Annotated in this window: 29 protein-coding genes; 18 read left to right on the forward strand and 11 right to left on the reverse strand. The window is 39.8% G+C overall.

The window, feature by feature from the left end; genetic code table 11:
* The first annotated feature begins 334 nt into the window (after positions 1–334).
* From QL229_RS04000 to QL229_RS04055, 12 genes are all read left to right on the forward strand, one after another.
* Complete coding sequence (locus tag QL229_RS04000) at positions 335–1,000, forward strand: Bax inhibitor-1/YccA family protein (RefSeq protein WP_135924827.1); 666 nt, start codon at positions 335–337, stop codon at positions 998–1,000.
* A 55-nt stretch (positions 1,001–1,055) separates the two neighbouring features.
* Positions 1,056–1,409: a sulfurtransferase complex subunit TusD gene (tusD, locus tag QL229_RS04005; RefSeq protein ID WP_138557582.1), complete on the forward strand. Its 354-nt coding sequence runs from the start codon at positions 1,056–1,058 to the stop codon at positions 1,407–1,409.
* Positions 1,406–1,762 carry a sulfurtransferase complex subunit TusC gene (gene tusC, locus QL229_RS04010; protein ID WP_135924832.1) on the forward strand — a complete coding sequence of 119 codons (357 nt, stop codon included), beginning with the start codon at positions 1,406–1,408 and terminating at the stop codon, positions 1,760–1,762. The genes tusD and tusC overlap by 4 nt, the downstream gene beginning before the upstream one ends.
* Entirely contained in the window at positions 1,759–2,025 is a 267-nt protein-coding gene (gene tusB, locus QL229_RS04015; protein ID WP_135924835.1) for a sulfurtransferase complex subunit TusB, read from the forward strand. Before tusC ends, tusB begins: the two co-directional genes overlap by 4 nt.
* Before the next feature lie 3 nt (positions 2,026–2,028).
* A complete protein-coding gene (locus QL229_RS04020) occupies positions 2,029–2,358 on the forward strand; it encodes a TusE/DsrC/DsvC family sulfur relay protein (RefSeq protein WP_135924837.1) in 330 nt (109 codons plus the stop codon).
* Complete coding sequence (locus tag QL229_RS04025; RefSeq protein WP_138557583.1) at positions 2,358–3,005, forward strand: rRNA large subunit pseudouridine synthase E; 648 nt, start codon at positions 2,358–2,360, stop codon at positions 3,003–3,005. The genes QL229_RS04020 and QL229_RS04025 overlap by 1 nt, the downstream gene beginning before the upstream one ends.
* On the forward strand, positions 2,998–3,432 hold the full coding sequence (locus QL229_RS04030; protein ID WP_138557584.1) for an NUDIX hydrolase: 435 nt from the start codon (positions 2,998–3,000) through the stop codon (positions 3,430–3,432). The genes QL229_RS04025 and QL229_RS04030 overlap by 8 nt, the downstream gene beginning before the upstream one ends.
* A gap of 87 nt (positions 3,433–3,519) precedes the next feature.
* Positions 3,520–4,620 carry a tRNA 2-thiouridine(34) synthase MnmA gene (mnmA, locus tag QL229_RS04035; RefSeq protein ID WP_138557614.1) on the forward strand — a complete coding sequence of 367 codons (1,101 nt, stop codon included), beginning with the start codon at positions 3,520–3,522 and terminating at the stop codon, positions 4,618–4,620.
* Positions 4,620–5,222, forward strand: coding sequence for a high frequency lysogenization protein HflD (hflD, locus tag QL229_RS04040; protein ID WP_138557585.1), 603 nt, complete (start codon positions 4,620–4,622; stop codon positions 5,220–5,222). The genes mnmA and hflD overlap by 1 nt, the downstream gene beginning before the upstream one ends.
* A gap of 33 nt (positions 5,223–5,255) precedes the next feature.
* Complete coding sequence (gene purB, locus QL229_RS04045) at positions 5,256–6,626, forward strand: adenylosuccinate lyase (RefSeq protein WP_135924849.1); 1,371 nt, start codon at positions 5,256–5,258, stop codon at positions 6,624–6,626.
* Between the two features lie 73 nt (positions 6,627–6,699).
* On the forward strand, positions 6,700–7,845 hold the full coding sequence (locus tag QL229_RS04050) for a cupin domain-containing protein (protein ID WP_138557586.1): 1,146 nt from the start codon (positions 6,700–6,702) through the stop codon (positions 7,843–7,845).
* A 12-nt stretch (positions 7,846–7,857) separates the two neighbouring features.
* A complete protein-coding gene (locus QL229_RS04055) occupies positions 7,858–8,319 on the forward strand; it encodes a GNAT family N-acetyltransferase (protein ID WP_135924853.1) in 462 nt (153 codons plus the stop codon).
* A gap of 46 nt (positions 8,320–8,365) precedes the next feature.
* On the opposite strand, the gene QL229_RS04060 is transcribed toward QL229_RS04055, so the two are convergent.
* The 6 genes from QL229_RS04060 to QL229_RS04085 all read right to left on the reverse strand — a co-directional run bounded on the left by QL229_RS04060 (position 8,366) and on the right by QL229_RS04085 (position 13,579).
* Positions 8,366–8,812: a DUF4826 family protein gene (locus tag QL229_RS04060; protein ID WP_135924855.1), complete on the reverse strand. Its 447-nt coding sequence runs from the start codon at positions 8,810–8,812 to the stop codon at positions 8,366–8,368.
* Positions 8,813–8,925: 113 nt separating this feature from the next.
* Positions 8,926–9,462 (reverse strand): DUF924 family protein, encoded by a 537-nt coding sequence (locus QL229_RS04065; protein WP_138557587.1) that lies wholly within the window; start codon positions 9,460–9,462, stop codon positions 8,926–8,928.
* A gap of 3 nt (positions 9,463–9,465) precedes the next feature.
* Positions 9,466–10,710, reverse strand: a complete 1,245-nt coding sequence (locus QL229_RS04070) for a lipoprotein-releasing ABC transporter permease subunit (protein ID WP_138557588.1) — start codon at positions 10,708–10,710, stop codon at positions 9,466–9,468.
* Complete coding sequence (gene lolD, locus QL229_RS04075) at positions 10,700–11,398, reverse strand: lipoprotein-releasing ABC transporter ATP-binding protein LolD (protein WP_135924863.1); 699 nt, start codon at positions 11,396–11,398, stop codon at positions 10,700–10,702. The genes QL229_RS04070 and lolD overlap by 11 nt, the downstream gene beginning before the upstream one ends.
* Entirely contained in the window at positions 11,391–12,608 is a 1,218-nt protein-coding gene (locus QL229_RS04080; protein WP_138557589.1) for a lipoprotein-releasing ABC transporter permease subunit, read from the reverse strand. The genes lolD and QL229_RS04080 overlap by 8 nt, the downstream gene beginning before the upstream one ends.
* 89 nt (positions 12,609–12,697) lie before the next feature.
* Positions 12,698–13,579 carry a LysR family transcriptional regulator gene (locus tag QL229_RS04085; RefSeq protein ID WP_138557590.1) on the reverse strand — a complete coding sequence of 294 codons (882 nt, stop codon included), beginning with the start codon at positions 13,577–13,579 and terminating at the stop codon, positions 12,698–12,700.
* A 110-nt stretch (positions 13,580–13,689) separates the two neighbouring features.
* On the opposite strand from QL229_RS04085, the gene QL229_RS04090 reads away from it, so the two are divergent.
* A complete protein-coding gene (locus QL229_RS04090) occupies positions 13,690–14,811 on the forward strand; it encodes an S-(hydroxymethyl)glutathione dehydrogenase/class III alcohol dehydrogenase (RefSeq protein WP_138557591.1) in 1,122 nt (373 codons plus the stop codon).
* Between the two features lie 55 nt (positions 14,812–14,866).
* The gene (gene fghA, locus QL229_RS04095; RefSeq protein WP_138557592.1) at positions 14,867–15,703 is read left to right on the forward strand and encodes an S-formylglutathione hydrolase; all 837 of its coding nucleotides are present in this window, start codon (positions 14,867–14,869) and stop codon (positions 15,701–15,703) included.
* A gap of 10 nt (positions 15,704–15,713) precedes the next feature.
* Here fghA and QL229_RS04100 read toward each other — a convergent pair whose 3' ends face one another.
* Both QL229_RS04100 and QL229_RS04105 read right to left on the reverse strand, forming a co-directional pair.
* Complete coding sequence (locus QL229_RS04100; RefSeq protein ID WP_138557593.1) at positions 15,714–16,022, reverse strand: hypothetical protein; 309 nt, start codon at positions 16,020–16,022, stop codon at positions 15,714–15,716.
* 228 nt (positions 16,023–16,250) lie between these two features.
* The gene (locus QL229_RS04105; protein ID WP_249930215.1) at positions 16,251–17,741 is read right to left on the reverse strand and encodes a BCCT family transporter; all 1,491 of its coding nucleotides are present in this window, start codon (positions 17,739–17,741) and stop codon (positions 16,251–16,253) included.
* 227 nt (positions 17,742–17,968) lie between these two features.
* Between QL229_RS04105 and QL229_RS04110 the strand changes: the two genes are divergently transcribed.
* Positions 17,969–18,385 carry an MgtC/SapB family protein gene (locus QL229_RS04110; RefSeq protein ID WP_135924881.1) on the forward strand — a complete coding sequence of 139 codons (417 nt, stop codon included), beginning with the start codon at positions 17,969–17,971 and terminating at the stop codon, positions 18,383–18,385.
* A gap of 4 nt (positions 18,386–18,389) precedes the next feature.
* On the opposite strand, the gene QL229_RS04115 is transcribed toward QL229_RS04110, so the two are convergent.
* Together QL229_RS04115 and QL229_RS04120 are read right to left on the reverse strand one after the other, a co-directional pair.
* Positions 18,390–19,466 carry an energy transducer TonB gene (locus QL229_RS04115; protein ID WP_138557594.1) on the reverse strand — a complete coding sequence of 359 codons (1,077 nt, stop codon included), beginning with the start codon at positions 19,464–19,466 and terminating at the stop codon, positions 18,390–18,392.
* A gap of 102 nt (positions 19,467–19,568) precedes the next feature.
* Positions 19,569–21,467: a beta-ketoacyl synthase gene (locus tag QL229_RS04120; RefSeq protein WP_138557595.1), complete on the reverse strand. Its 1,899-nt coding sequence runs from the start codon at positions 21,465–21,467 to the stop codon at positions 19,569–19,571.
* A gap of 127 nt (positions 21,468–21,594) precedes the next feature.
* Here QL229_RS04120 and QL229_RS04125 point away from each other — a divergent pair, with 127 nt between their 5' ends.
* The 3 genes from QL229_RS04125 (at position 21,595) to QL229_RS04135 (ending at position 24,844) form a co-directional block, all read left to right on the forward strand.
* Positions 21,595–22,605: a helix-turn-helix domain-containing protein gene (locus QL229_RS04125; RefSeq protein ID WP_249930216.1), complete on the forward strand. Its 1,011-nt coding sequence runs from the start codon at positions 21,595–21,597 to the stop codon at positions 22,603–22,605.
* Between the two features lie 119 nt (positions 22,606–22,724).
* Positions 22,725–23,924, forward strand: a complete 1,200-nt coding sequence (locus QL229_RS04130; RefSeq protein ID WP_135924892.1) for a GAF domain-containing sensor histidine kinase — start codon at positions 22,725–22,727, stop codon at positions 23,922–23,924.
* A 20-nt stretch (positions 23,925–23,944) separates the two neighbouring features.
* Positions 23,945–24,844, forward strand: coding sequence for a S41 family peptidase (locus QL229_RS04135; RefSeq protein WP_138557597.1), 900 nt, complete (start codon positions 23,945–23,947; stop codon positions 24,842–24,844).
* On the opposite strand, the gene QL229_RS04140 is transcribed toward QL229_RS04135, so the two are convergent.
* Positions 24,821–25,264 carry a GNAT family N-acetyltransferase gene (locus tag QL229_RS04140; protein ID WP_138557598.1) on the reverse strand — a complete coding sequence of 148 codons (444 nt, stop codon included), beginning with the start codon at positions 25,262–25,264 and terminating at the stop codon, positions 24,821–24,823. The genes QL229_RS04135 and QL229_RS04140 overlap by 24 nt on opposite strands.
* Between the last annotated feature and the right edge of the window lie 3 nt (positions 25,265–25,267).

Raw genomic sequence — 25,267 nt, forward strand, 5'->3', positions numbered from 1 at the left:
ATTTGAACCCTAGAGGGGCTACAAACCCCTGCCGGTTTTCAAGACCGGTGCATTCGACCACTCTGCCATCTCTCCGACGGCGTGCATAATAGATAAGGCAGCTGTGTTTGTGAAGCTTTTTTTTCAAAAATCTGTTTAAGTGATTAAAAAACAACTAAATCGCTCAGCATTAACACAATTAAAGTCAAAATATAATCGATTTGAACTTTTTGATTATTTTGCATGTCTATTGATCTACAAAGGTTTGCCCAAACATATAACTCTTGATAGGCTTAGTTTCAGTTTAATATTGGAACTAACGAACGAATTAAGTTCATTCAAAGGAGCTCTAACAATGGCGTTTAATCAATCGTACAATACCACTAGACCGGTAATGTCGACTATTGAAACAAATAAAGTATTAAAAAATACTTACTTTTTACTGGCTATGACACTTGCTTTTAGCGCAGTAACTGCAGGTATTTCAATGGCGATGAATCTACCTTATTTTATGGGGTTAGTATTTAGCTTGATTGCATTTGGTGTTCTTTTTGTAGTTAACAAAAAGGCTGACAGTGCATCAGGTGTTGCATGGGTGTTTGTATTTACTGGTTTGATGGGCGCGGGCCTTGGCCCTATGCTTAACTACTATGCAGCAATGCCGAATGGTCCAATGCTAATAATGCAAGCGCTTGGTTCTACTGCGTTGATCTTCTTTGGTTTGTCTGCGTATGCACTTACCACTAAAAAAGACTTCTCATTTATGGGCGGCTTTTTAACTGTTGGTTTAATCGTGGTTATCATTGCAAGCCTAGTAAACCTCTTTATTGGTAGCTCTATCACCTTTATGGTTATTAATGCAGCTGTTGTATTGATTATGTCTGGTTTAATCTTATTCGATACAAGCCGTATCATAAATGGTGGCGAGACTAACTATATTCGTGCCACAGTATCTTTATACCTGAACGTCTATAACTTATTCACATCTCTCCTACACCTACTTGGTGCAAGTGATGACTAATTAAATAGTTCTGTTAAAATAGCCCCTTTCTAGGGGCTTTTTTATTGGATGCGTTTTGGCAAAATTTGTACTTTCTCTTCACACCGCACCGACTGACCACGATACTACACAACGTCTGATTAAATTTTCACAGGCATGCATTGAGTCAGGTCACACTATTTCAGCTGTATTTTTATACCAAGCAGGTGTTTTTCATGCCAGCCAACATTTAGAGCTTGCCAGTGACGAACTACCAATAAGTCGTTTGTGGCAAGGTTTACATGAACAAGCTATTCCGCTTTTATTATGCGTTACAGCTGCAGAAAAACGAGGATTAAATATTAACCAAACGGGTGTTTTCACAGTGGCGGGGTTAGCTGAGTTTGCAATGCTTGCAAGTGATGCTGATAAATGGGTGCAATTCAAATGAAAAACGTTTTAGTTATTAGCCAACACAGCCCGTTTGATGACCAGCATATTCGTGACTCACTCGACACGACGCTAATTTTCGCTGCTATTGAACAAAACATTAGCTGGTTGCTCAGTGGTGAGGCAGTTTTAGCTCTAAAAAAGAATCAACAGCCAGAACAACTTGGTATCAAAAACTATTTTAAAACCATTAAGACGCTTGAGTTATATGATGTAGAAAATATTTATGTGTGTGAAAAATCATTAATAGACTTTAATTTAACAAAAGATAAATTAATCATAGATGTGAAGGTAGCCAGTTTTGAGCAGCAACGTCATTTAATAAGCCAACAAGATCAGGTGGTAACATTATGAGCACACTTCATATATTTGCTAAACCACTTTCTCATTATTGCACCAATACGCTAGCAAATTTAATAGCCGCAGAGGATACTATTCTATTGGTTAGCGATGCTTGCTACAGCAGCACGCAATTTAAGCAATTTTCATCCGCTTTATATTTACTCAATGAAGATGCCACAGCACGAAATATCTCTATAAGCTTGGGCGACATCGCAATCGACTACACGCAATTTGTAGAAATGACTTTAAACACAAAGAACACGATTACTTGGTAAACCATGCTTGAATTTAATAACAAACAAATAGAAACAGACAAACAAGGTTATTTACTTGACTCAAATGATTGGTGTGAAGAGCTTGCACCAATCATTGCTGAGCAAGAGAATATTACGTTAAGTGAACAGCACTGGGAAGTTGTGCACTTTGTGCGTGATTTTTACTTAGAATATAACACCAGCCCAGCAATCCGTATGCTGGTCAAAGCCATGGCCCAAAAACTAGGTGAAGAAAAAGGTAATAGTATGTACTTATATAAACTATTTCCCAAAGGCCCAGCTAAACAAGCAACTAAAATTGCAGGTTTGCCTAAACCGGCTAGGTGTATTTAATGGTAAACAAAGCCAATAGCAAACCACGTCGTAGTAGCGGTCGAACGTATTCAAGGCCCACGCAAAAACGCCAAGTTAAAAAAGCAATTAATCCAGAGCAGCGCAAAGTAGTGCTGTTTAACAAACCATTTGATGTGCTTTGCCAATTTACTGATGATCAAAACCGCAAAACGCTTGCCGACTTTATTAATATTAAAGACGTGTATGCAGCAGGACGCTTAGACAGAGATAGCGAAGGGCTTTTGCTACTTACAAACTGCGGCAAATTACAACATACACTCACTGAACCCAATAAAAAAACAGCTAAAACGTATTGGGTTCAAGTAGAAGGCGATGTCAGTGATGAGGCTATTTTTGCCCTAAACAAAGGCGTAGAACTTAAAGATGGCATGACCAAGCCTGCCAAGGTTAAACGCATTGACGAACCATCAATTTGGCCGCGCACCCCGCCCGTTCGCGAGCGAAAAAACATACCTACCAGCTGGTTGGAAATCTCTATCACTGAGGGACGCAATCGCCAAGTTCGTCGCATGACTGCTCATGTTGGCTTTCCTACTTTACGATTAATTCGTTACAGCATTGGTAACTATACTCTCGATGGTTTGGATAGTGGTCAGTTTAAAGTCGTGAACAATCCAGATGCATAAACCTAATGTCACAGTCGCGGCTATCGTTACATGCGAAGATAAGTTTTTACTTGTTAAAGAACGCGATAAACACACAGGTGAGATCTGTTATAACCAGCCTGCCGGTCATTTGGAGGCAAATGAAACCTTAGCTGAAGCTGCTTGTCGTGAACTTATTGAAGAGACAGGTATTAGCCTTAATGCCAGCCATCTGGTTGGTATTTACAATTTACATGCGGCTAATGGCGTCCATTATATGCGTTTTAGCTTTGCTTTTACTTGCCCAGAGCTATATTTACCATCCCCCCAAGATAATGACATTCTCAGTGCCGATTGGTTTAGCATTGAGCAAATAAGAAACTTACCACTTAGAAGCCCGCTGGTTTTAAAATGCATTGAAGATCATTTAGCTAGTAAAGCCTACCCACTTAGTTTGATTTACCAATAACCGCTGTGATTTTGGCTGGTTTGGGCGTCTAAAAGCATGCTATAATATCGGCCTTTCCATAGCAGTTAAAAAATGACAGCGAATATTATGAGCGAAAATAGTCACATTAAAGTCATCGTGGGTATGTCCGGCGGTGTTGATTCTTCTGTATCAGCGTATTTATTAAAGCAACAAGGCTATCAAGTTGAAGGCCTGTTCATGAAAAACTGGGAAGAAGACGATAATGATGAATATTGCGCTGCAGCTGAAGACCTACAAGACGCACAAGCTGTGTGCGATAAGCTAGGTATTGAGCTTCACACTGTAAATTTTGCAGCCGAATACTGGGACAACGTGTTTGAGTACTTTTTAGCTGAGTACAAAGCAGGCCGTACGCCAAACCCAGACATCATGTGTAATAAAGAAATCAAATTCAAAGCATTTTTAGAATTTGCAGCGCAAGCACTGGGTGCAGATTATATCGCGACTGGTCACTATGTACGCCGCGAAAAACGTGGTGATAAATTTGTCATGTGTCGTGGTCTTGATGACAACAAAGATCAAAGCTATTTCTTGTACACATTAAGCCATGAGCATATTGCACAAACACTTTTCCCTGTTGGCGACATTGCAAAACCAGAAGTACGCCGTATTGCTGAAGAGCAAGATTTAATTACGCATGATAAAAAAGACAGCACTGGTATTTGCTTTATCGGTGAGCGTAAATTTAAAGACTTTTTACAAAAATTCTTACCAGCTCAGCCAGGTAAAATCGAAGATACCGATGGCAATGAAGTGGGTGAGCACGAAGGTTTGATGTACCACACACTGGGTCAACGTAAAGGCCTATTAATTGGTGGCATGAAAGAAGGCTCAGGTGAACCTTGGTACGTTGTAGATAAAGACGTTGAGCGCAACGTACTAGTAGTTGGCCAAGGCAAAGACCACCCTCGCCTATACAGTAATGGCTTAAATGCAAATCAACTTCACTGGGTTGACCGCGAAGGCCCTAAAGGGACTACGCGCTGTACGGTTAAAACCCGTTATCGCCAAGAAGATATCAGTTGTACATTACTCGTTGGTGAAGATGGTATGGCACGCGTGTTATTTGATGAGCCACAAAAAGCCGTGACTCCTGGTCAATCAGCCGTTTTCTATGCTGACGAAGTCTGCTTAGGCGGTGGGATTATTGATTCGGTGATCAAATAATGACAGAACACCAAGTCATGGCGTTAGCTGCCATGTGTCAAGTTGCCAAACAAGTACAAAAAGTTGCGCAATATGGCCAAGGTAGCGACCACGAATTAGAAAAGTTATTAAACTGTATAATTGAAACATCACCAAATAGCCCTGAAGATGTGTATCAGGGTAAACATAATTTACGTGAAGGTTATCGCATTTTGATTGCACAGCTTTCTGCCGGCGCAGACAAAGACGTCGAAATCGTCAAATATGTGGGTGGTTTAATGCAATTAGAACGTGCATTAAGTTCAAAACAAAACAGCTTAAATGAATTAGGTCGTCGCATTGATGATGTTAAACGTCGCCTCGACCATTTTGCTATCACAGATGATACTGTTGTAGCAGCGCTTGCTGATATTTACTCATCGGTGCTAAGCCCCCTTGGGCATCGTATTCAAGTGTACGGCAAGCCAGAGTTATTAAAACAGCAGCTCACGCAAAACAAAATTCGTGCCCTATTATTGGCCGGAATTCGTAGTGCCGTGTTATGGCGACAAATGGGCGGTAAGCGCCGTCATTTTTTCTTTGCAAAAAGAAAAATCCTCGCTATTGCTAAACAATCAATTTAATTATCGTTCAAACTAGACAATTTAGGAGTCATTATGGAGCTTTCAGCGTTAACCGCTATCTCTCCGGTAGATGGTCGCTATGGCAGCAAGACCACGGAACTACGCAGCATTTTCAGCGAATTTGGTTTAATCAAATACCGTGTAACTGTTGAAGTTCGTTGGTTACAAGCTTTGTCTGCAGCAAGCGCAATCACAGAAGTACCGGCATTTAGCGACGAGGCTAATGCTTTACTTAATGCCATTGTTGATAACTTTAGCGAAGCGGATGCTGCACGCGTTAAAGAGATCGAGCGCACAACTAACCATGACGTAAAAGCAGTTGAATACCTACTTAAAGAGAAAGTAGCTGACAACGCAGAGCTAAACGCAGTTAACGAATTCATTCACTTTGCCTGTACTTCAGAAGACATCAATAACCTGTCTCACGGTTTAATGCTTACAGAAGCGCGTGATAAAGTATTACTTCCATACTGTGACCAACTTCTAAATGCATTGAAAGAAAAAGCAGTTGAATACAAGTCAGTTGCGATGATGACGCGTACCCACGGTCAACCTGCTACGCCATCTACAATGGGTAAAGAGTTTGCAAACGTATACATGCGCTTAAAGCGTCAACGTGACCAAATTGCCAAGGTAGAAATGTTAGGTAAAATCAACGGTGCTGTAGGTAACTACAACGCTCACCTTAGTGCTTACCCAGATTACGATTGGCACAGCCACGCTGAGCAATTTGTAACAAGCCTAGGTTTAACATTTAACCCATTCACAACACAAATCGAGCCGCATGATTACATTGCAGAGTTATTCGATGCAGTTGCACGTTTCAACACTGTATTACTTGATTTTGACCGTGACGTTTGGGGCTACATTGCACTAAACCACTTCAAACAAAAAACAATCGCAGGTGAGATTGGTTCATCTACTATGCCTCACAAAGTAAACCCGATTGATTTTGAAAACTCTGAAGGTAACTTAGGTATTGCTAACGCTATCTTTACTCACCTTGCGCAAAAACTACCTGTTTCTCGCTGGCAACGTGACTTAACTGACTCAACAGTGTTACGTAACCTAGGTGTTGGTATGGGCTACACTTTGATCGCTTACCAAGCGACATTAAAAGGTGTAAGCAAACTTGAAGTAAACGAAGCGCGTTTACTAGAAGAGCTAGACCAAAACTGGGAATTACTAGCAGAGCCAATTCAAACGGTAATGCGTAAATATGGTATCGAAAAGCCATACGAAAAACTTAAAGATCTTACGCGTGGTAAGCGCGTAAACCAAGAAATCATGGCTGATTTCATCGATGGTCTTGAGTTACCTGAAGAAGCAAAAGTAGAAATGAAAAAATTAACACCGGCTAATTACATTGGTCGTGCTGTTGAGTTCATCGACAACTTAGCTTAAATTCAAATTAAGACTTAAAAAAGCGAAAGGCCTTCCTTTCGCTTTTTTTATATCAATTCGCTTAGGTCATGTTATGTATCAATTAACCATCAATTCATTAACCCAAGAGCAATTTTTAGCTGAGTATTGGCAAAAAAAACCATTACTTATTAAGCAAGGCTTCAAAGATTTTGCTGATCCTATTGAGCCCGAAGAACTTGCTGGGCTTGCCATGGAAGAAAGCATTGAATCACGTATTGTGACCAATCACTCAGATGATTGGCAAGCATACCATGGTCCATTTGAAGACTTTAGCTTGCTAACTGAGAAGCACGCTACGTTACTCGTACAAGCGGTTGACCATTGGCATAACGATGCAGCGCAACTACTGGAACCATTTCGCTTTATTCCAAACTGGCGTATCGATGACTTGATGATCAGCTACTCTACGCCGGGTGGTGGCGTGGGTCCGCATTTAGATCAATACGATGTGTTTATTATTCAGGGCGAAGGTAAACGCCATTGGCGCGTTGGTTTACCTGATGCGAACTTAAAACAATTTGCGCAAAATAAAAGCTTATTACAAGTTGAGCAATTTCCTGCCGTGATCGATTGTGTGTTAGAACCGGGTGATATTCTTTATATTCCACCAGGCTGCCCGCACGAGGGTTACGCTGTTGAAAATGCACTTAATTATTCTGTAGGTTTTAGAGCACCAAACCAACGCGACTTGTTATCCCAATTTGCAGATCACCTGATTGATACTGAGCTTGGTAATCAACGATATGGTGATCCAGAGCTAAAATTACGTGCCTCAAAAGGTGAACTAAGCCAAACTGAAGCCGAAAAAGTGAAGCAATTAATGATTGCTGCAATCAATGATGACTCAGTATTTAAGACATGGCTTGGTAATAGTATGAGCCAGCCAAAACATGAAATGGACCTAGCACCACTAGAAGAACCATACACGCTTGATGATGTAAAAGCACTGTTAGATGATGATATGCTCATTTTTGAACGCTTAGGTGGCACACGTGCAATTTATCAAATCATCGATGATAAAGTGCTTTTTAGTGTTAATGGGGTCAATTATATGCATGATCTAGAAGATCTTTCTCTAATAAAAAGATTAACAGACCAAACATCACTGACCGCTAACGACATAAATAGTTCAAAAAATAACCACATTTTCCTAAAAACTTTTACTACACTATTAAATGAGGGTATTTGGTTTTGTTAGGAGCGTGTTTATATGGGCTACATGATAGATGAAGTTGAATGGAGTATCGACAAGGAACTATTGCAACAAATCCGAGAGAGGGTATTTGTTTGCGAATTACATATTCCAAAACACGTCGAATTTGACCATTTAGATAAAACGGCTCATCACGTACTTGTTACTGATGAAAGTAATAAATGTCCAGTTGCGACTGGGCGCTTGTGTAATGATGGCTTAATTGGTCGGATTGCTGTGTTACCTGAACACCGTAACCGATCAGTTTACAAATCATTATTGAATTACTTAGTAGGTTTAGCTGAAAAACAAGGCTGTGATTGCGTTAGTATCAATTGCATATTAAATGAAGTTGATCGATTTAAACGAAATGGGTTTTCGGCTGATGGCTTAGTATTTATGGAGGCAGGAATTCCAAGACAACGGATGCTTTGCCCTATCAAGCAATTTGATACGCGGCCATTCACTTTGGTGCACTAGATGGTTTAAAAAGCTGAATATAATTATTCAGCTTTTTTATTTAAAGTTAAGCTGGCTCATTTTGCCACATATCATCTTTTTCGAATAACTCATACAAACCATGAGCGCGGTTAATAAGTAAATTAGCAAAATCTACTTTGGTCTTATCTACAGCGCCTGACTGCATTAGTTGATCAGCCTTTAGTTGCCATTGCATTGAGAAATATCTAAGTACTTCACGGGCATTGGTTGCTGCACTTGCTTCTGCGTGATCGGTTGGTAAACGCCCTGTGATAACCCAATAGCTTTTACCATTTTGTGCTTTAAACTTCCAAATAGCCACTAATGGCGCAATGAAACGGCTTTCTTTCTCAACAACAGTTTGCGGGATAACGCCTTTTTCAGCTAAATGCTTTTGTGCATTCTGGAAACATTCTCTTTGCCACATAACACTTTGTTTTTGCGCTTCGGCTTGTTCTTCTGGTGTTAATGGTCTTGCTTGTTTTTGTTCCATGGTGGTTACTCTTTTACAACATTTCTGACACTTTAAGGTTTAAAATGGCGCTGTGCAAGTGTTTACGGGCAATCAAAGGGCATTTTAATTTACTTGCCTACTATTCAGTCAACTCAGAAAGAAGAGTTAGGCTCTGTTAAAAATTGCAGCTCTTCAGGTGTTGATTCACGACCTAAAAATGCGTTGCGGTGTGGATAGCGACCAAACCTATCAATAATAACTTTGTGCTTTAGTTCAAATTCATAATTACTCATGCCTTTAAACAATTGCTCAGCCTGCTGATGAATAACTTTGGATTCACTATGCATAAACGGCATATAAATAAACGCAGCTTGAGAGCTGGGTAACTTTTTATCAAAGCCAAGTTCAATTGCTCTTTGCGCTAAGGTTAATGCTTGTGGATCTTGGCTAAAAGCCTGTGCAGTATTTCGATAAATATTGCGTGAAAACTGATCTAACACGATAATTTCAGCTAAAGAGCCTAGGGCATCCACTCGCCAGTCAGCGTACTCGCCAGCGATAACTTGCAATAGACATTCTGAAAACTTAACCGTAATTAATGCATCAGTGTCATCAGATTGCTTATACCAAGCATCTGAGCCTAATTCATTAAACCAAAAATCGATAATCCTTTGCTTATCCATAAACATTCCTTAATTACCCAGTACTTTTGCTGGGTCTACTCGGGTTGCTTGCCACGCAGGGTATAATGTTGCCAAAATAGCGAGGACAAAAGTAACAATCACCGTGATAACGATATCTTGCCAAACTAGTTTGCTGGGTAAAAACTCAATGAAATAAACACCTTGTAATGGGTTGTCACCTAACAAATAACTGATCCACGAGAATAATTCACTGATATTTAATGCAAGCATAACACCTATAATCGTTCCAAGTATTACGCCAATAAGTGCTTGCGTAAATCCTTGCATAACAAAGGTGGCTAAAATCGTACTGTCTTGTGCTCCCATGGTTTTCAAAATCGCAATATTTGCCTGTTTTTCGCGTACTTCCATAACAAGTGATGAAACAATATTAAAACTAGCTACGGCAATAATTAAAAACACCACGATATACACAATAGTTCGAACCATTTGAATATCTTGATATAAGCTGCCTTGCGTTCTGAACCAACTAGAGACATAGACATAATCTGGGATAACTTGCCCCACCCGCATAGCGGTTTGGTGAGCAGCAAATACATCAGCTACTTGTAACCGTAAACCGGTTACTTGGTTTTCATCGAAACTCAGTACACTTTGCGCTTTGTCGAGGCGAATAAAAGCCGCTGTTTCATCAATTGGGCCGCCCATTTTAATAATACCCGCAAGATTCAAACTCACCCGCTTTGGAGCAAGTAAGGTGTTACTTTGCTGGTTTATCTGTGGGATTAATAAGGTAACTGGGTCGCCAATTTTAAGACCTAACCGATTGACTATTTGTTGTCCTAAAAGTACATCTTCTTGTTGTAACTGACTAACTAAGCGCCCTTCTGTAAATTGGTTTAACGCCGATACTTGGTTTTCAAACTCTGGGCTAACGCCACGCACTTCAACCGCTTTTAACTCACTTTTAAACTGCGCCATGCCGTTGACACTAATAAAAGGTGCTGCACCTGTTACACCGGCTTGAGAGCGCAATAAAGCAACTTTTGACTGCCAATTATTGATTGGTTTATTAGGAGCAACGTATTCAACCTGCGGTACAACCGATAAAAGCCGATGCACTAGTTGTTGCTCAAAGCCATTAATCACTGATAGAGCAACAATCAATACGGCGACTCCCAAAAGTATGCCGATTGTCGATGCTTTAGCAATAAAGCTTACAAAGCCATTTTGCCCCTCTTTTTGGCCACTGTGAGCGCGAAATCGTTTTGAAATAAAGGCACTAAGCAACATGCTGAGACTCTTTAATTGCAAGCTTACCATCATCTAAATAGGCAATTTTGCCTAGTTTATCTGCAAGCTCTAAATCATGGGTTACCACAACAAAACTAGTTTTTAAGCTGGTATTTAACTCTTTAATCAAGTCATAAATCTTAATTGCGTTTTGTTTATCTAAGTTACCCGTTGGTTCATCGGCTAGCACCAATGCAGGCTCTGTTACCAATGCACGTGCTATTGCAACCCGCTGCCTCTCACCACCTGACAACGCCGATGGTTTATGTTCGCAACGATGAGATAACCCTACTTTATCAAGCATGTTGAGGGCTTTTTCGTTTGCCGCTTTTGCGCTTAAACCTTTAATTAAAAGTGGCATAGCAACATTTTCAATGGCAGTAAATTCCATTAATAAATGATGGAATTGGTAAATAAAGCCCAAATTTTCGTTGCGGAAACTCGCTTGTTGTTTTCGGTTTAATTTAGCAACCTGTTGACCTTTGATTTCAACGGTTCCATCCGTCGCATTATCTAAGGTGCCTAATATATGCAATAAAGTACTTTTACCAGAACCAGAACTACCTACAACGGCTAACATTTCGCCCTGATTGAGCGTTAAATCAACCCCTTTTAAGACTGCAACCTGATTATCACCATCTTGATACACTTTATTAAGCTGCTGACAATTAATCACTAAATCACTCATAACGTAATACCTCTGCTGGATTCACTTTTGCAGCTTTTCGGGCAGGATACAAAGTAGCTAAAAAGCTCATAGCAATACTCCCTGCGGCAATTAGGCTCAAACTCATAACATCAAATTTAACGGGTAAACTCACACCCGCTAATAAATTAATGCCTAACATATTCAATAACTCATTTATATTGCTACTTAATAGCACGCCAAGTAACGCACCAATGCTGGTGCCAATAACACCATTGTATAAACCTTGGATCATAAATACATGCTGAACTTGCAAAGGAGTTAAACCCAGCGTTTGTAAGATAGCCACTTCACTTTGTTTTTCACTTACCATCATGGTTAATGCAGAAACTATATTAAACACCGCAACAAGCACAATTAAACCAAGTAACATAGACATAATGCGCTTTTCCATCGCCACAGCGGCAAATAATGTCCCTTGACTAGCTCGCCAATCAGTTACTGTGTAATCATTTAAAATTGCTGTTTGAGATTGCAATACTTGCTCTACGGAAAAAGGTTCGTACAAAGAGATACTCAAGTTGGGTGCTGCTGATTTTGCCAGCTTTAAAACTCGGCCTAACGAATAACCACTGGTAAATGCCAATGACATATCAATTTCAGATTGTGTTTCATACAGTGCCGCAACGGTAAACAAACGTTGGCTAGGTACTCGACCAAGGGGTGTATACGAACTGGCATTTGGCATGATCACCCGTACTTTATCCCCAAGCGAAATACCCAATTTACGGCTTAAATAGCGGCTAATCGCAATGTGATAGTTACTGTCCATTACTTGTGACCAATTGCCAGCAACAATTTTATCTTTTACATTATACAGGGAGCTTCCTTCATCATAGAGCCCTTGCAATAACACGCCGTGTAAATCTTGGTTGGTTTGCAAAATGGCTTCGCCATGGCGATAAAGGTTAACTTGTTTAATATCTTTAGAGTTTGCTAGTTGCTGCTGTAACTGCAACATGGTTTCTTTCGAATTATCTTCAGCTGATACTTCGATATGGGGAATTAAACCGAGCATGTTAGTTTTAAGGTTATTCTCAAAACCATTCATAACCGAACTAACTGTAAACAAGGCCATTAAGCCAATAGCAATGCCCGCAATAGAAAAAAAAGAGATGAATGAGATAAAGGCATTACCCTTTGAAGAGCGACTATATCTCAGCCCTATAAAAAGGCTAACAGGTTGAAACATAATAAGTTATGAATATTCCAAGGGCTAAATATGCGCTCATGTTAGCATAGATTTAGCCAGCATGGGATGCGCGAAATTGTAAAAAATAATTATAAATCTGATACTTGAACAGTAGCGACCAAATGGTCAAGTAATGCTTTTACATTGGTTGCTATAAATTGCCTAGGTGGGTACACCCCCCATACACCTTCAGGTGCAGGTGCAACATTCGAAAGTACAGCGGTCAACTTGCCATTGGCTAGGTGCTCATTGACATAATAATCCGGTAATTGCACGATGCCTAACCCTTTAATAGCTGCATCCACCAATGCCCAACCACTATTACATGCTAAACGCCCAGCCACTTTAATATGCTTATCTTGGCCCTGCTCTTTTACCCGCCAGTAGCTGTTATTACCGATGAGGCAATGGTGCTGACTTAATTCACTGACACTGTGCGGTTGACCATAATTATTTATGTATTCAGGACTACAACATATAACCAGCCTGCGTTGGCTAATGCGCCGAGCTTTTAAAGATGAATCCTTTAGGTGACCAAGCCGAATAGCTAAGTCATACCCTTCTTCTAATAGATTGACTTGCTCATTACTTAAATGACTGATTACTTCAATATCTGGGTGCTTTTGCATAAATGTATGCACCGCAGGCATTATGTAGCTTTCACCATACATGACAGGGGCTGTCAGCTTGATGCTGCCTTTAGGTGTCAGTTGCTGCTCGGCAAGCAGTGCCGTGGCATCATCCATAGCATGCTGTAACTGTTTTGTTTGATGCGCAAACACTTGTCCCTCTTGCGTTAGGACTACTTTACGGGTCGTTCGGGTTAGCAATTGTGTGTTTAATCGTTCTTCTAATTGACTCACATAACGGCTTACATGCGCCACTGACATACCCAGCAGTTTACTTGCTTTTGTAAAACTACCGGTTTCGGCTACCGCTAAAAATTCATCAATTCCGTGCCAACGATTCATTATTACCATACTGTAAAAGTATTTTAATAAAACGAAGATTATCATTCATTGAGAAATAAATAAAATAGACTAAGTTTATTACTTACTTCCAACAACTATAAGGGAACGTTATGACTGATTTTATTAAATCAAAAGCGGCTATCGCTTGGGGTCCAAATCAACCACTCTCAATTGAAGAAGTGGATGTAATGATGCCTAAAAAAGGCGAAGTACTGGTAAAGATTGTTGCAACAGGTGTTTGTCATACCGATGCATTCACTTTGTCTGGTGAAGACCCTGAAGGTATTTTCCCAGCAATCCTAGGCCATGAAGGCGGCGGTATTGTTGAAGCTGTTGGTGAAGGCGTAACGCACGTTGAAGTAGGCGATCATGTTATTCCTCTTTACACTGCTGAATGTGGCGAGTGTAAGATGTGTAAGTCTGGCAAAACAAACTTATGCTCTGCGGTACGTGAAACGCAAGGTAAAGGTTTAATGCCAGATGGCACAACGCGTTTCTATAAAGATGGTCAACCAATTTATCACTACATGGGTTGCTCTACTTTCTCTGAATACACTGTATTACCTGAGATTTCACTTGCTAAAGTGAGCAAAGAAGCACCTCTTGAAGAAATTTGTTTACTTGGTTGTGGTGTAACAACCGGCATGGGTGCTGTGACTAAAACAGCAAAAGTTCAAAAAGGCGATACTGTCGCTATTTTTGGCCTTGGTGGTATTGGTTTATCTGCCATCATTGGTGCAACTATGGCTGGCGCAAGCCGTATTATTGGTGTTGATATCAATACCAGCAAGTTCGAACTAGCTACTAAATTAGGCGCAACTGATTTAATCAATCCAAATGACTACGACAAACCAATCCAAGAAGTCATTGTTGAAATGACTGACGGCGGTGTTGATTTCTCATTTGAATGTATCGGCAACGTTAATGTTATGCGCTCTGCCCTTGAGTGTTGTCACAAAGGTTGGGGCGAATCAGTAATTATCGGTGTTGCAGGCGCAGGTCAAGAGATCTCTACCCGTCCATTCCAACTGGTAACAGGCCGTGTATGGCGTGGTAGCGCATTTGGTGGCGTTAAAGGTCGCTCTGAGCTACCAGAGATTGTTGAGCGCTATATGAATGGTGAGTTTGCGTTGAATGATTTCATCACACACACCATGAAACTGGAAGATATCAATGAAGCTTTCGACTTAATGCACGAAGGTAAGAGTATTCGCTCAGTTATTCATTATTAATCTTTTAATTTTGCGCTAGGTTACTACCTAGCGCTTTTGTTTCAAGGATGTGGTTATGCTAGAAAACATAAGCTCAACAAAAGTCAGCGGTGGCTGGCATAAACAATATACCCACCAAGCTAACAGTACACATTGTGCCATGCGCTTTGCTATATTTTTACCGCCTGGTGCCAGCGAAACGAATAAAGTACCTGTAATGTATTGGTTATCAGGTTTAACCTGCACTGATGAAAACTTTATGCAAAAAGCGGGAGCTTTTAAAAAAGCGGCTGAACTAGGTATTGCTATCGTCGCCCCAGATACTAGCCCGCGCGGTGATAATGTTCCTGACGACGAAAACTACGATTTTGGTCAAGGTGCAGGCTTTTATGTTAATGCAACCCAAGCACCTTATAATGTGCATTACAACATGTACGATTATGTTGTTGCTGAGTTACCAGCACTGATTGAGGCGCACTTCCCTGTTACTAACAAAAAAGCCATTGCCGGACACTCTATGGGTGGTCATGGCGCGCTAATGATTGCACTTAAAAACCCTAAGCAGTACGTTAGCGCTAGTGCTTTTAGCCCGATTGTGAACCCGATGAATTGCCCTTGGGGTGAAAAGGCGTTTAGCAATTACCTTGGCAGTGATAAAGCAAATTGGCTCGAATACGATAGCTGTGAATTAATGAAAAAAGCAATTGCTGACGATTATTTACCGATGCGTATTGATCAAGGTGAAGCCGATAACTTCTTAACTGAGCAACTCAAAACCGAGAACTTATTTGCTGTCGTGAACGAAAAAGATTACCCAGCTGAAATTAACATGCACGCTGGTTATGATCATAGTTACTTCTTTATCAGCAGCTTTATTGATGAACACCTAATGTTTCATCAAAAGTATTTGTAATAAGTAATGACTAGTGTGAGGTCTTTATTTCCTCACACTCTTTGATACTTTGACTGATTTGCCTGCAAACCAGTTGCGGTTCTTTGTCTTTCGGTTTTAATAAGCCAATCACAGCACTGTCAATTTCAAAACCTAGCTTTGCGAATGAGAAACCCTCGGGATCTTTTATTGTAGTCTTAGCATGATTTGCATTTGTATTTCCAAGCTTAGTTGATGGTGAGTTTTTTGCAGAACCATCAATAAAGGCTCCCGCCAAGGTACACCCCGTTAATTGATAAATTAGTGAGTAGATAACAAGTTTTGAGAAGTTAATCTTCATTGTTAAAGCTATCCATCATTGTAGGTCTTTTTTCGGTTCAGCTTTAACCACAACACATTCTTTTATGACATGGTTTATTTGACAACAATTAAGCATGGGTCCTCCAATACACTTAAGCTTATTTTATGAGCATAATAGCAAACGCTTAATTTTACTGTAAGAAAATGTAGTGATACCAACTCGCTTAATTAAGTGATCTACTTTGAGGTAATTGTTCTTGGGTTGGTATTAATCACAAATATCGCGAATAAACTCTTTTAAAAAACCAACCAGCTGCAATAAAAATATTAGTAAGAAAGGTAAAGCGCCTAAAATTGCAACGCTACGATTTAAGGGCTCATCTTGTAACAGCAATAATGAAAAGCTGCATATAAATAAAGCAAAACACCATGCGTAGAGGGTCACACGATTATTTTTCGCTCCAACAAGCTCTCTTATCACTAAAATTGCAGAGTCAGCTGAGGTTGCCACAAATACCAATAGTAATAACAAACTTGACCAAATAAACACGGTCCCTTGCCAACCTAATTGATGAAAAAATACAAATAGGCCTTGGCTGTAATCTTGTCTAATTGCAGCTAAAATGCCTGCTTGATTGAGTCTATCCCATTCAATCGCTGCGCCTGAAAAAGTCGCAAACCAGATAATTGTGACTAAAGTTGGAATGCACACAACCGCCATAATAAATTGCCAAACCTTACGCCCCTGACTAATTTTGGCTAGAAACACGCCGACGAATGGTCCCCACGCTAACCACCAAAAGTAGTAGTTATATGTCCAATGATTGGCCCAATCTGGTGTTTTTAATTGGCTATCAAATTGCCAAGTGCCGGTCGCAAGTAACTGTAAATAGTAGCCGGTTCCATCTAATGCAATTTTAATAATAGGCGCAATCGGCACCACTATTAGCAACCAAACGAGCAAACTAAATGCCAAAAGCACATTAAATATGCTCAGTGATTGCACACCGCGACGTAAACCAAACTTAACCGACAGAGAATAAATAACTGCTAACAAACAAACGATTAAAGACCCAACTAATAATGTTGAAGTAACACCCAACTCGATCTCAACACCTTTACTGATCAGTAAAGTTGAATTTGCTATGGTCCCCACTACACCAAAAAATATCGAGAGCACCGCAGTTAATTTTACAATAAACGAGACTGTATATTTTGCAGACCTATCAAACCGGTTGCCAAGTGCCGTTAAAACAGGAGCACATATATCTCCTGACTTACCACTGTACTGTGTTAACCCGCCAAGAACTAATGCAAAGACTGCATAAAGAGCCCAAGCATGAGCTCCCCAATTGACCAAGGTTAAAGCCAAGCTACTTGCTAGTCTGTCTGGGTATAAGCTTTGTTTAAGTGGTGGGTCAAGGGAGTGTAATGCAGGCTCTGCTACACCCCAAAAAACCAACCCTGAGCCCATTCCAGCAGCAAACAGCATAGCAAACCAACCAAAGTTTGAATACTCGACAACAGCATGTTCGCCACCAACTTTGCGGCTTCCTAATGGACTTACGGCTAATATTATGATGGCAAACAATAAAAAATTGATCATCAAGAAAAAGCTACTACCTATCCACTTTAAAACCATTTGTACAAACGGTTGTACTTGCTCAGTGATAATGTCCGGCAATATAACAGCAATGAGAGCACCAAACATACACAGTGCAAGCGCGGTCTTTTCAAGAGGTGAGGTGGAATGTTTCAAAGTGAAGCCTATTTATTCAGCGTGATTAGCATACTGTTAGCATGGCTGAAATTCAAACAGCCAAAAGACTGAAAAAATGACATAGCAATGCGTAAAAAGCGCAAATTATACCAAGCCTTACTTTTTAAAACCCGGCTACATGTCCCTAGTTTCCTCATTTTATTAAATTTGTTGATCGGGTATTGAAATTGCAGCTCAGTCAAAATTAACATCGCAAGGAGCTAAGTATGGACTTTAATTTTGATTGGTATGAAATTCTCGATAATTTAATTCACTTAGGGATTGCATATTTACTTGCCTTGCCCATGGCATTTGACCGTGAAAAAACCAGTAATGGCGCTGGTCTTCGAACTTTTCCGTTAGTAGCCGTTGCATCTTGTGGTTATGCATTAGTAGGCATGTCTGTATTAACAAGCTCAGAGGCAGAATCAAAAGTACTAGAAGGGATTATCACAGGTATTGGCTTTATCGGTGGCGGTGCCATTTTGAAGAACAAAAATTCAACTTATGGAACAGCCACAGCAGCCAGTATTTGGAATATGGGACTTATTGGCATAGCTGTGGCATTCAGTCGCTACGAAATTGCCTTTTTAATGGCATTAATTAATTTCGTAACGCTAAGGTATGTTAAACGCTTAAAGTAAACAGCTAACTAGCATCGTATTTAGAGTTAACAATGGCATACCCGGTTTGTTTAACTTTAATTTCAGCTGGGTTTGCAGATTTAACTAATAAACCGCAGCGTCTGCTTTGCTCATCAATAACATAGTTAACTAACTCACTGGCTTCAAGATCAATGACTTGATCAGCACAACGGATCTGTAATTTAGATACATCACTTGCGCCCTCTATCTTGATAGAACCGCGAGACAAAGATAAATAAGACAGCTTATCTTTTGAAACATTAATTTGTGAATTGATTTGCGGTGTGCGGGCTAACAAGTCATCAATTTGCTTAATTGTAGCAAGCTTGTTTTCTTCTGAGAATTCTTTACCTTCGATATTATCAAGTGCATAAATAGCATTGTAAGCGAGGTTAAAATCGCCCTTAAAGCTATACCACTGCAGAGCACTTTTAGCGACTAAATACTGAATATCTGTTGGTAATTTTGCTCGCAATAAATAGGCTATCGACAATTGCTCATCAAAGCCAAACCATTGCTGTTGGTAGTAATAAAATTGACTTTTTAACCAAGCAAATAACGCCTGCTCAGAGGTGTTTTTGGTATGATCTTTATATAACTTAGCCAATGCCTGCTCAGCTTTTTTAAACTCTTTGGCTTGCAGCATTTTATTAATTTCATCGTATTCATTAATAAAACCACGGCTCGCTTTATCATTTGAGTAACCGTTAAAATATTTCCCTACTTCAAATGAAAATAGATACCCACCTTCAACTGTTTTACCCTCTTTAGTGGCTGGTGCAAACTCTAAATTAGTTAAATATTTCTCTGCGTTTTCTTCACTACCACGGGTATCGGAGGCCATGATCACTTCAATGTCTTTCGCTTTACCTTGTGTGTCAACTACATACGACATTAACGCCCACCCTTCTAATCGAGAGCCATTGTAGCTACCAGCAAAACGCGGATTTTGATTTTTAACGATATAGGCCGATGTAGCAGCTTGTACGTCAATACCTAAGTCATTAACGTCTCGTGCTAAAGTATGTGTTGGTAATCCGATTAGTGAACAAAGTACAGCAAATTTAGTAAGTTTGATCATGAGTAATTGCTCCTATTCCCTTAGATAGGAACATTTATAGCACTAAAAAAGGCGCTTTAAAAGCGCCTTGCTGTCAAGAATGTGCTTAAACATGTCTTGATCTTAAAACATATCCTGGTATGGGTTTGATTTTGTTAACAAAATCTTCTTATCAAAACCAGGGATTGTCATTGAATCTTCACAAATTTCAATGTCATTTTCGTCAATTAGTCCATCACCAAAACGATATATAAGCTCATAATGACCTAAATCAGCCTGTTTTTGGTAGTCAGCTTGGGCTTGTGCAACTTGAGTATGACGGTCTTGATATTGCGCCATAACCGCATCACCATGACGCTTTGCTAGCATTTTTAATGTGATTGTTGGTGAAAGTACTGTTGCCGTTGCGTTATTACCACCAAATCCTTTAGAGTTAATAAATGCAATGTCCATTGCATCGCATTGGTAATGTTGAGTACGAATATCTAAATGCTCGCTATAAACGTCATCCGCCACTTTATCGATTGTCGTGATACCCGGCATAATATTATGACTGAACACACCTAACGCCATAGCTAACTGATCTCCACTAGCTGGCGCTATAGTATGACCCACATACGCCTTAGGTGCTGCAACCTTCCAATTATCAATCGCAAATGTCTGTGCTACTTTATGATAAATTAATGATTCTGTTACGCGATTTTGTGGCGTGCTCGAGCCATGTGCCAAAATAAAGCTTCGTTTTTGTACCGCTTCTTGACCAACAATACTGCTCGCCAATGCAACAGATTTAGCCATTGTAATATAGTTACCAGGACCCGGCGCTGTGATTGATTTTTTAATACCATCTGCGTTGACAAACACATCAACAACGCTACCTAACACATCAGCACCTAACTCTAATGCCAGTGCATCATCCATTAAAATTGCAACCTGTGCACCTTCACCAATAGTAAAGCCACAGTTTTCACCGAATGGACGACTTGTGCGGCGATGATCAACCACATCAGTATTATCAAGACGCTTTAAACCTTCTTCATTTGCAAGTGCACTCATATTACCAAAACCTTCAACGATTTCTGGCGTAATAGCACACTCAACAGACGCTACGATAGCTACTCGTGTACGACCCGCTTGAATATCGTTTACTGCGGCACGCAGGTTATATAAAAACGTGGCGCACGCGCCTGATGTGGTAAAAGTTGTACCCACATTACCTGTTACATAGGCATTGATAAAGTCAGTCGACATGGTGTTTAAGCCAAGTGCAAGCTGTTTAGTACTTACGCGATCGCCCTGTTGACGCGCACGTATCAATCCACCAAAACCCTCATCATCAACTTGACCTGCCACAGAAGCTGAGTATGTACCAATTTGATCAGGCTCAACACTGTTCATTACCTGCTGCCACGGCAGACCTGTTGAACGAATAGCATCGGTTGCGGCAAAGATAGTTGCTTGTAAGCCTCTTGGTTGATAACGGCTGTTATACATAGCTGAAGGTTCAAAACCTGTCGGTAATTGACCTGCCGCTTTAATTGGATTATCACGCGTGCTGTCATGCTTGATAGCAAGATCAGCACTAATAGTGACTTTCACTTTTTTATCACTAAGGTCTTCGACCTGCCAACTTGCTGGCACTGGAGATGGTAAATCACGACGGCGCGTTTCAAAAACAATCTGTTGTTCATCAGACGCTGTTAACGTCATTTTTTGCTGCCATGGCGTTGCATCTACATCGAAGTGGTTTTTTTCAATTTTACGAATAAGTGTGCCAGCTAAAATTTGCTCGCCAAATTGTGTTTCAATATCTGCTTCATTGACGGTATTACCATTTGCATCTTTTAAAACACCGTCTGTCAATGTAACTAAATTCATTAAAGTCGCTAAGCCTAAAAATGTCTCCTGACGGGCTTTTGCGTCCAAGCTGTCTAACACGATACGACGATAACCTTGATGAAAAGAAGTGCGGCCAGCGGCATTAATACCACCCATACCAACAATAACGGGTAATGCTGTCATAATTTACCTTGAGAAAACGTGTTACGATAATTCGCTTAAGTTTAAATGGATTACCAACGCTTCTTTATGCTTAAATAGCCAAATATTATGCATGAAATGCCAAAAACAACTGGTCGGAGCAATTAAAGTGACAAAACTTCAACAAACTAAAGCCACCGAAATCAGTATCTTGGTTTATCCCCATTTATTAATTACCAGCCTCACGCTACCAATTGAGATGTTGAGGGCTGGCGAAGCGTTTGCTAAAAGCCATCATCAGTCTCAACAGTTTTGCCCTCTAAATATCAACTTAGTAGCCAGTAACTTTGCGCCTATACCCAACAGAACGGGGCTGGCAATTATACCTGACTGTGAAACAGTCACCGCCCCTACAAGTGATTTAATAATTGTACCTGGCATCTGGCGTAATCCGCGTCCTGTCGTCAATAAACAAAAAAAATTAGTGCAATGGTTAAAGGATTCATGGCAGCAAGGAAGTCATATTATTGGTGTAGGCACAGGTAATTGTTTAGTTGCAGAAGCAGGATTACTGGATGGTCACCCTGCTACCACTCACTGGCATTACGCAGAACAATTTAAACGTGACTACCCTAAAGTCCAGCTCAAGCCTGACTTTTTCATCACGCAATCTGAGCGCATGTACACGGTTGCGAGTTTAAATGCGCTTGCCGATGTTATTGTGCATATTATTAGTCAATATTACGGCCGAGAAGCTGCACAACATGTTGAACGTAATTTTTCCCATGAAATCCGTAAGCCATATGAAGATCAACGTTATCTTGAGGGAGCTGTCGATAAGCATCCTGATGAACTCATTGCTCAAATACAATTTTGGTTGAAAAACAACCTAACATCAGATTTGTCTTTGCAAGAGATTGCAGCACAATTCAACCTAAGCTATCGCACCTTTACTCGACGCTTTCGCCAAGCCACCAGCCAAACCCCCATTGAATACTGGCAACAACTTCGCGTGCAAACAGCAAAAGAATTACTCGCCTCTTCAAACTTATCGATTCAAGAAGTCGCACTTGAAGTCGGGTATAACGACCAAGGTCATTTAACACGGGTATTTAAGAAAGTACTATCACAAACTCCTAGTGAATACAGAACAGTTGTGCGACGTAAGTTATTCGGATAACGAGTAAGATAAACTCAGAAATTTTTGAAAATATCATTTAAGTCAAGCATTAATTTGCCGAAATTAAATTTGTAACTAAGCTTTCAGATAGCAGTAATTTTTTCTCTGAGTCGGAAATAATGTATCAACCTGATTATAATGAATTAGTACAAAGTTGGAATAAAACCCTTGAGGTTTTAGCGATGTTTGCAAAAGTGCCCGTTGCTTTAATTATGAAAGTTGAAGACAACGTTATCAGTGTTTTTTCAAAAAATGATCATCTCGAAAATCCCTATAACATCGGTGATTGTGAAAGCTTAGATGGCTCTGGCCTATATTGCGAGCATGTCATAAAAACGCAAAAGCTATTATCAATATCTAACGCACTGGTTGATGAAAATTGGAAAGATAACCCTGATATAAAGTTAAATATGATTTCTTACTTGGGGTTACCTATATCAGCCGGCGATGCGACCCCTTTTGGTACGATATGTATTTTAGATAATAAACCGCATAGTTACAGTGAACCTGTTATTAAATTACTTGAAACCATCAAGCATAGTTTTGAAGCCCAACTAAAATTACTTCATCAGCAAAAACAAGCATTTGAACAACTACAGTTCGAGGAGTTGGCTACTCTAATAAGAGGGATTGCCCATGAACTCAACACCCCACTCGGTAATTGCATAACCGCAGTTGATGTGGCTAATTTATCAATTACTAACACGCACCAAAGTCTTGAAAATAAAAGTTTAGGCCAAAAAGCTCTATATAAGGCTCTTGAAACAATGGCTAATACTAATGAGTTATTAACACGGAACCTCACCACCTGTGCCCATAAAATACGTATTTTACAAGACTTGCTATACACAAAAGCTCAATCATCAAAGTCTCCCTTTAGCCTCAAACAGTTAGCTGATACATTAACTAACCATTTAACACAACCACTTAAAGATACGAATGCCAAGCTTGAGGTTAGTTACTCGCCTTCCAAGTCAGAATGTGAAATTGAAATAGATTTACTAAAACAAGTGCTGTTCATTTTGCTACAAAACTCTATGGAGCACGCATTTTTAGGCGTTGAAAAACCACGAATCAAAATTGATATGCAAGATTACAATGGTATATTGAAAATTCATTACACTGACAATGGCATCGGAATCGAAGATGATCAGATCAACGCTATTTTTACACCTTTCTATAAAGGAAAAAACAACCATACAGGAATGGGGTTAGGTCTTAGTATTGCTAAAAAAATTGTAACGCAGCAACTACAAGGTAATATCTCAGTAATAGATAGCAACGAGGGAGTACACTTTTTATTAAGCCTGCCAAAATAGTGAGTAGTAAATTGCAGAAAATGACTATTTTCAAATGGTGCCTTTTAGCCCATATTTCTTTTTGCAGTTTAACTTTATTTGCAGAACCAAATTATCAAGAAGTAAAACAGTTAATTGACCTACATTTTATCCATAAAACTGATTATGCTAATAAAGCAGCTTATCTCGAATATGGTAACTTAAACCTAAAATCACTCATAAAATCACTTAATGAGCCACACTCTTACCTAAAAGTTAAAGGTTTAAATACAACTTTCTTTAGTGCAAAAAAACGCTGTGTTAATAACAGTAAAATTAAGCTGAATTTTCAAAAAGGTAAACTTGCTTATCTAAAAATTTCCAGTATTGGCTCAACGACCACGAAAGAGAAATCTCAATATGTTAGTAATTCAATCAATAAGATAAGATCTCAAGATAACGAGAACTCTCGATACTGGATTATTGATTTAAGAAAAAATAGCGGCGGCAATATGTGGCCTATGTTACAAGCACTTTCCCCTTTTTTCGACGCTACACAGACATTAGGTGAATTCCATTTGTCATCTGGAAGCATTACTAGATTTGGTTTTAAAGATGGAATAGCCCATGAAAGCTCGCTACAAAAAATCAATTTCCAACCAGATACCTATCATTTAAAACATCAGCCTATTGGAATTTATGTTTTGATTGATTCTAGTGTCGCAAGTTCAGCTGAAGCTTTAGCAATTGGCCTATCATCGCTTGAAAATGTAACACTCGTTGGCGAGAAAACGTGTGGCTTAGCTACCGTCAATACTCCGTTTGAGCTCAGTGACGGAAGTATTCTTGTTTTAACAACAGGCGAGATGGCCAATATTCATGGTCAAACGTTTAAAAATGGCATCACACCGAGTATGAGTAGTCTAGAATTTATTAGGCTAATCAAAGACTTTGGAGAATAAAATTTTGCTAGCTTGTGGGCAGCCTCTGTCTTCATAACCCACTATTGCATAACTATTTTTAATCAGCATACTCAGCATTGCAGGAAAACGGTTCATCGACTTAACTTTAATAGCTCGGTAATTGTGCTCTTGAACCCATGTTTCTTGTGCGTTTAATAATGCCTGTGCGATCCCCTTTCCTCTGCACTTTGGCGCTACTGCGCCAAGCCAGCTATAGAAAGTATTTGAATCTAATGCATAACCGAGTTTGTAGGCCACAGGCTCATTATCGATAAAGGCTACTAAAATTAAATACTCAACACCTGCTATCCTTGCTTGTAATTTACCGAGCGTATTTCTACCATCAAACTCAGGGATTTGACTATCAACAAGTAACAAATCGTCTAAACTAGCAGGCTTTATCGTGTAACAAGGCTCCATGAC

Source organism: Pseudoalteromonas sp. PAR1 (assembly GCF_947311895.1).
GTDB lineage: Bacteria > Pseudomonadota > Gammaproteobacteria > Enterobacterales > Alteromonadaceae > Pseudoalteromonas > Pseudoalteromonas lipolytica_C.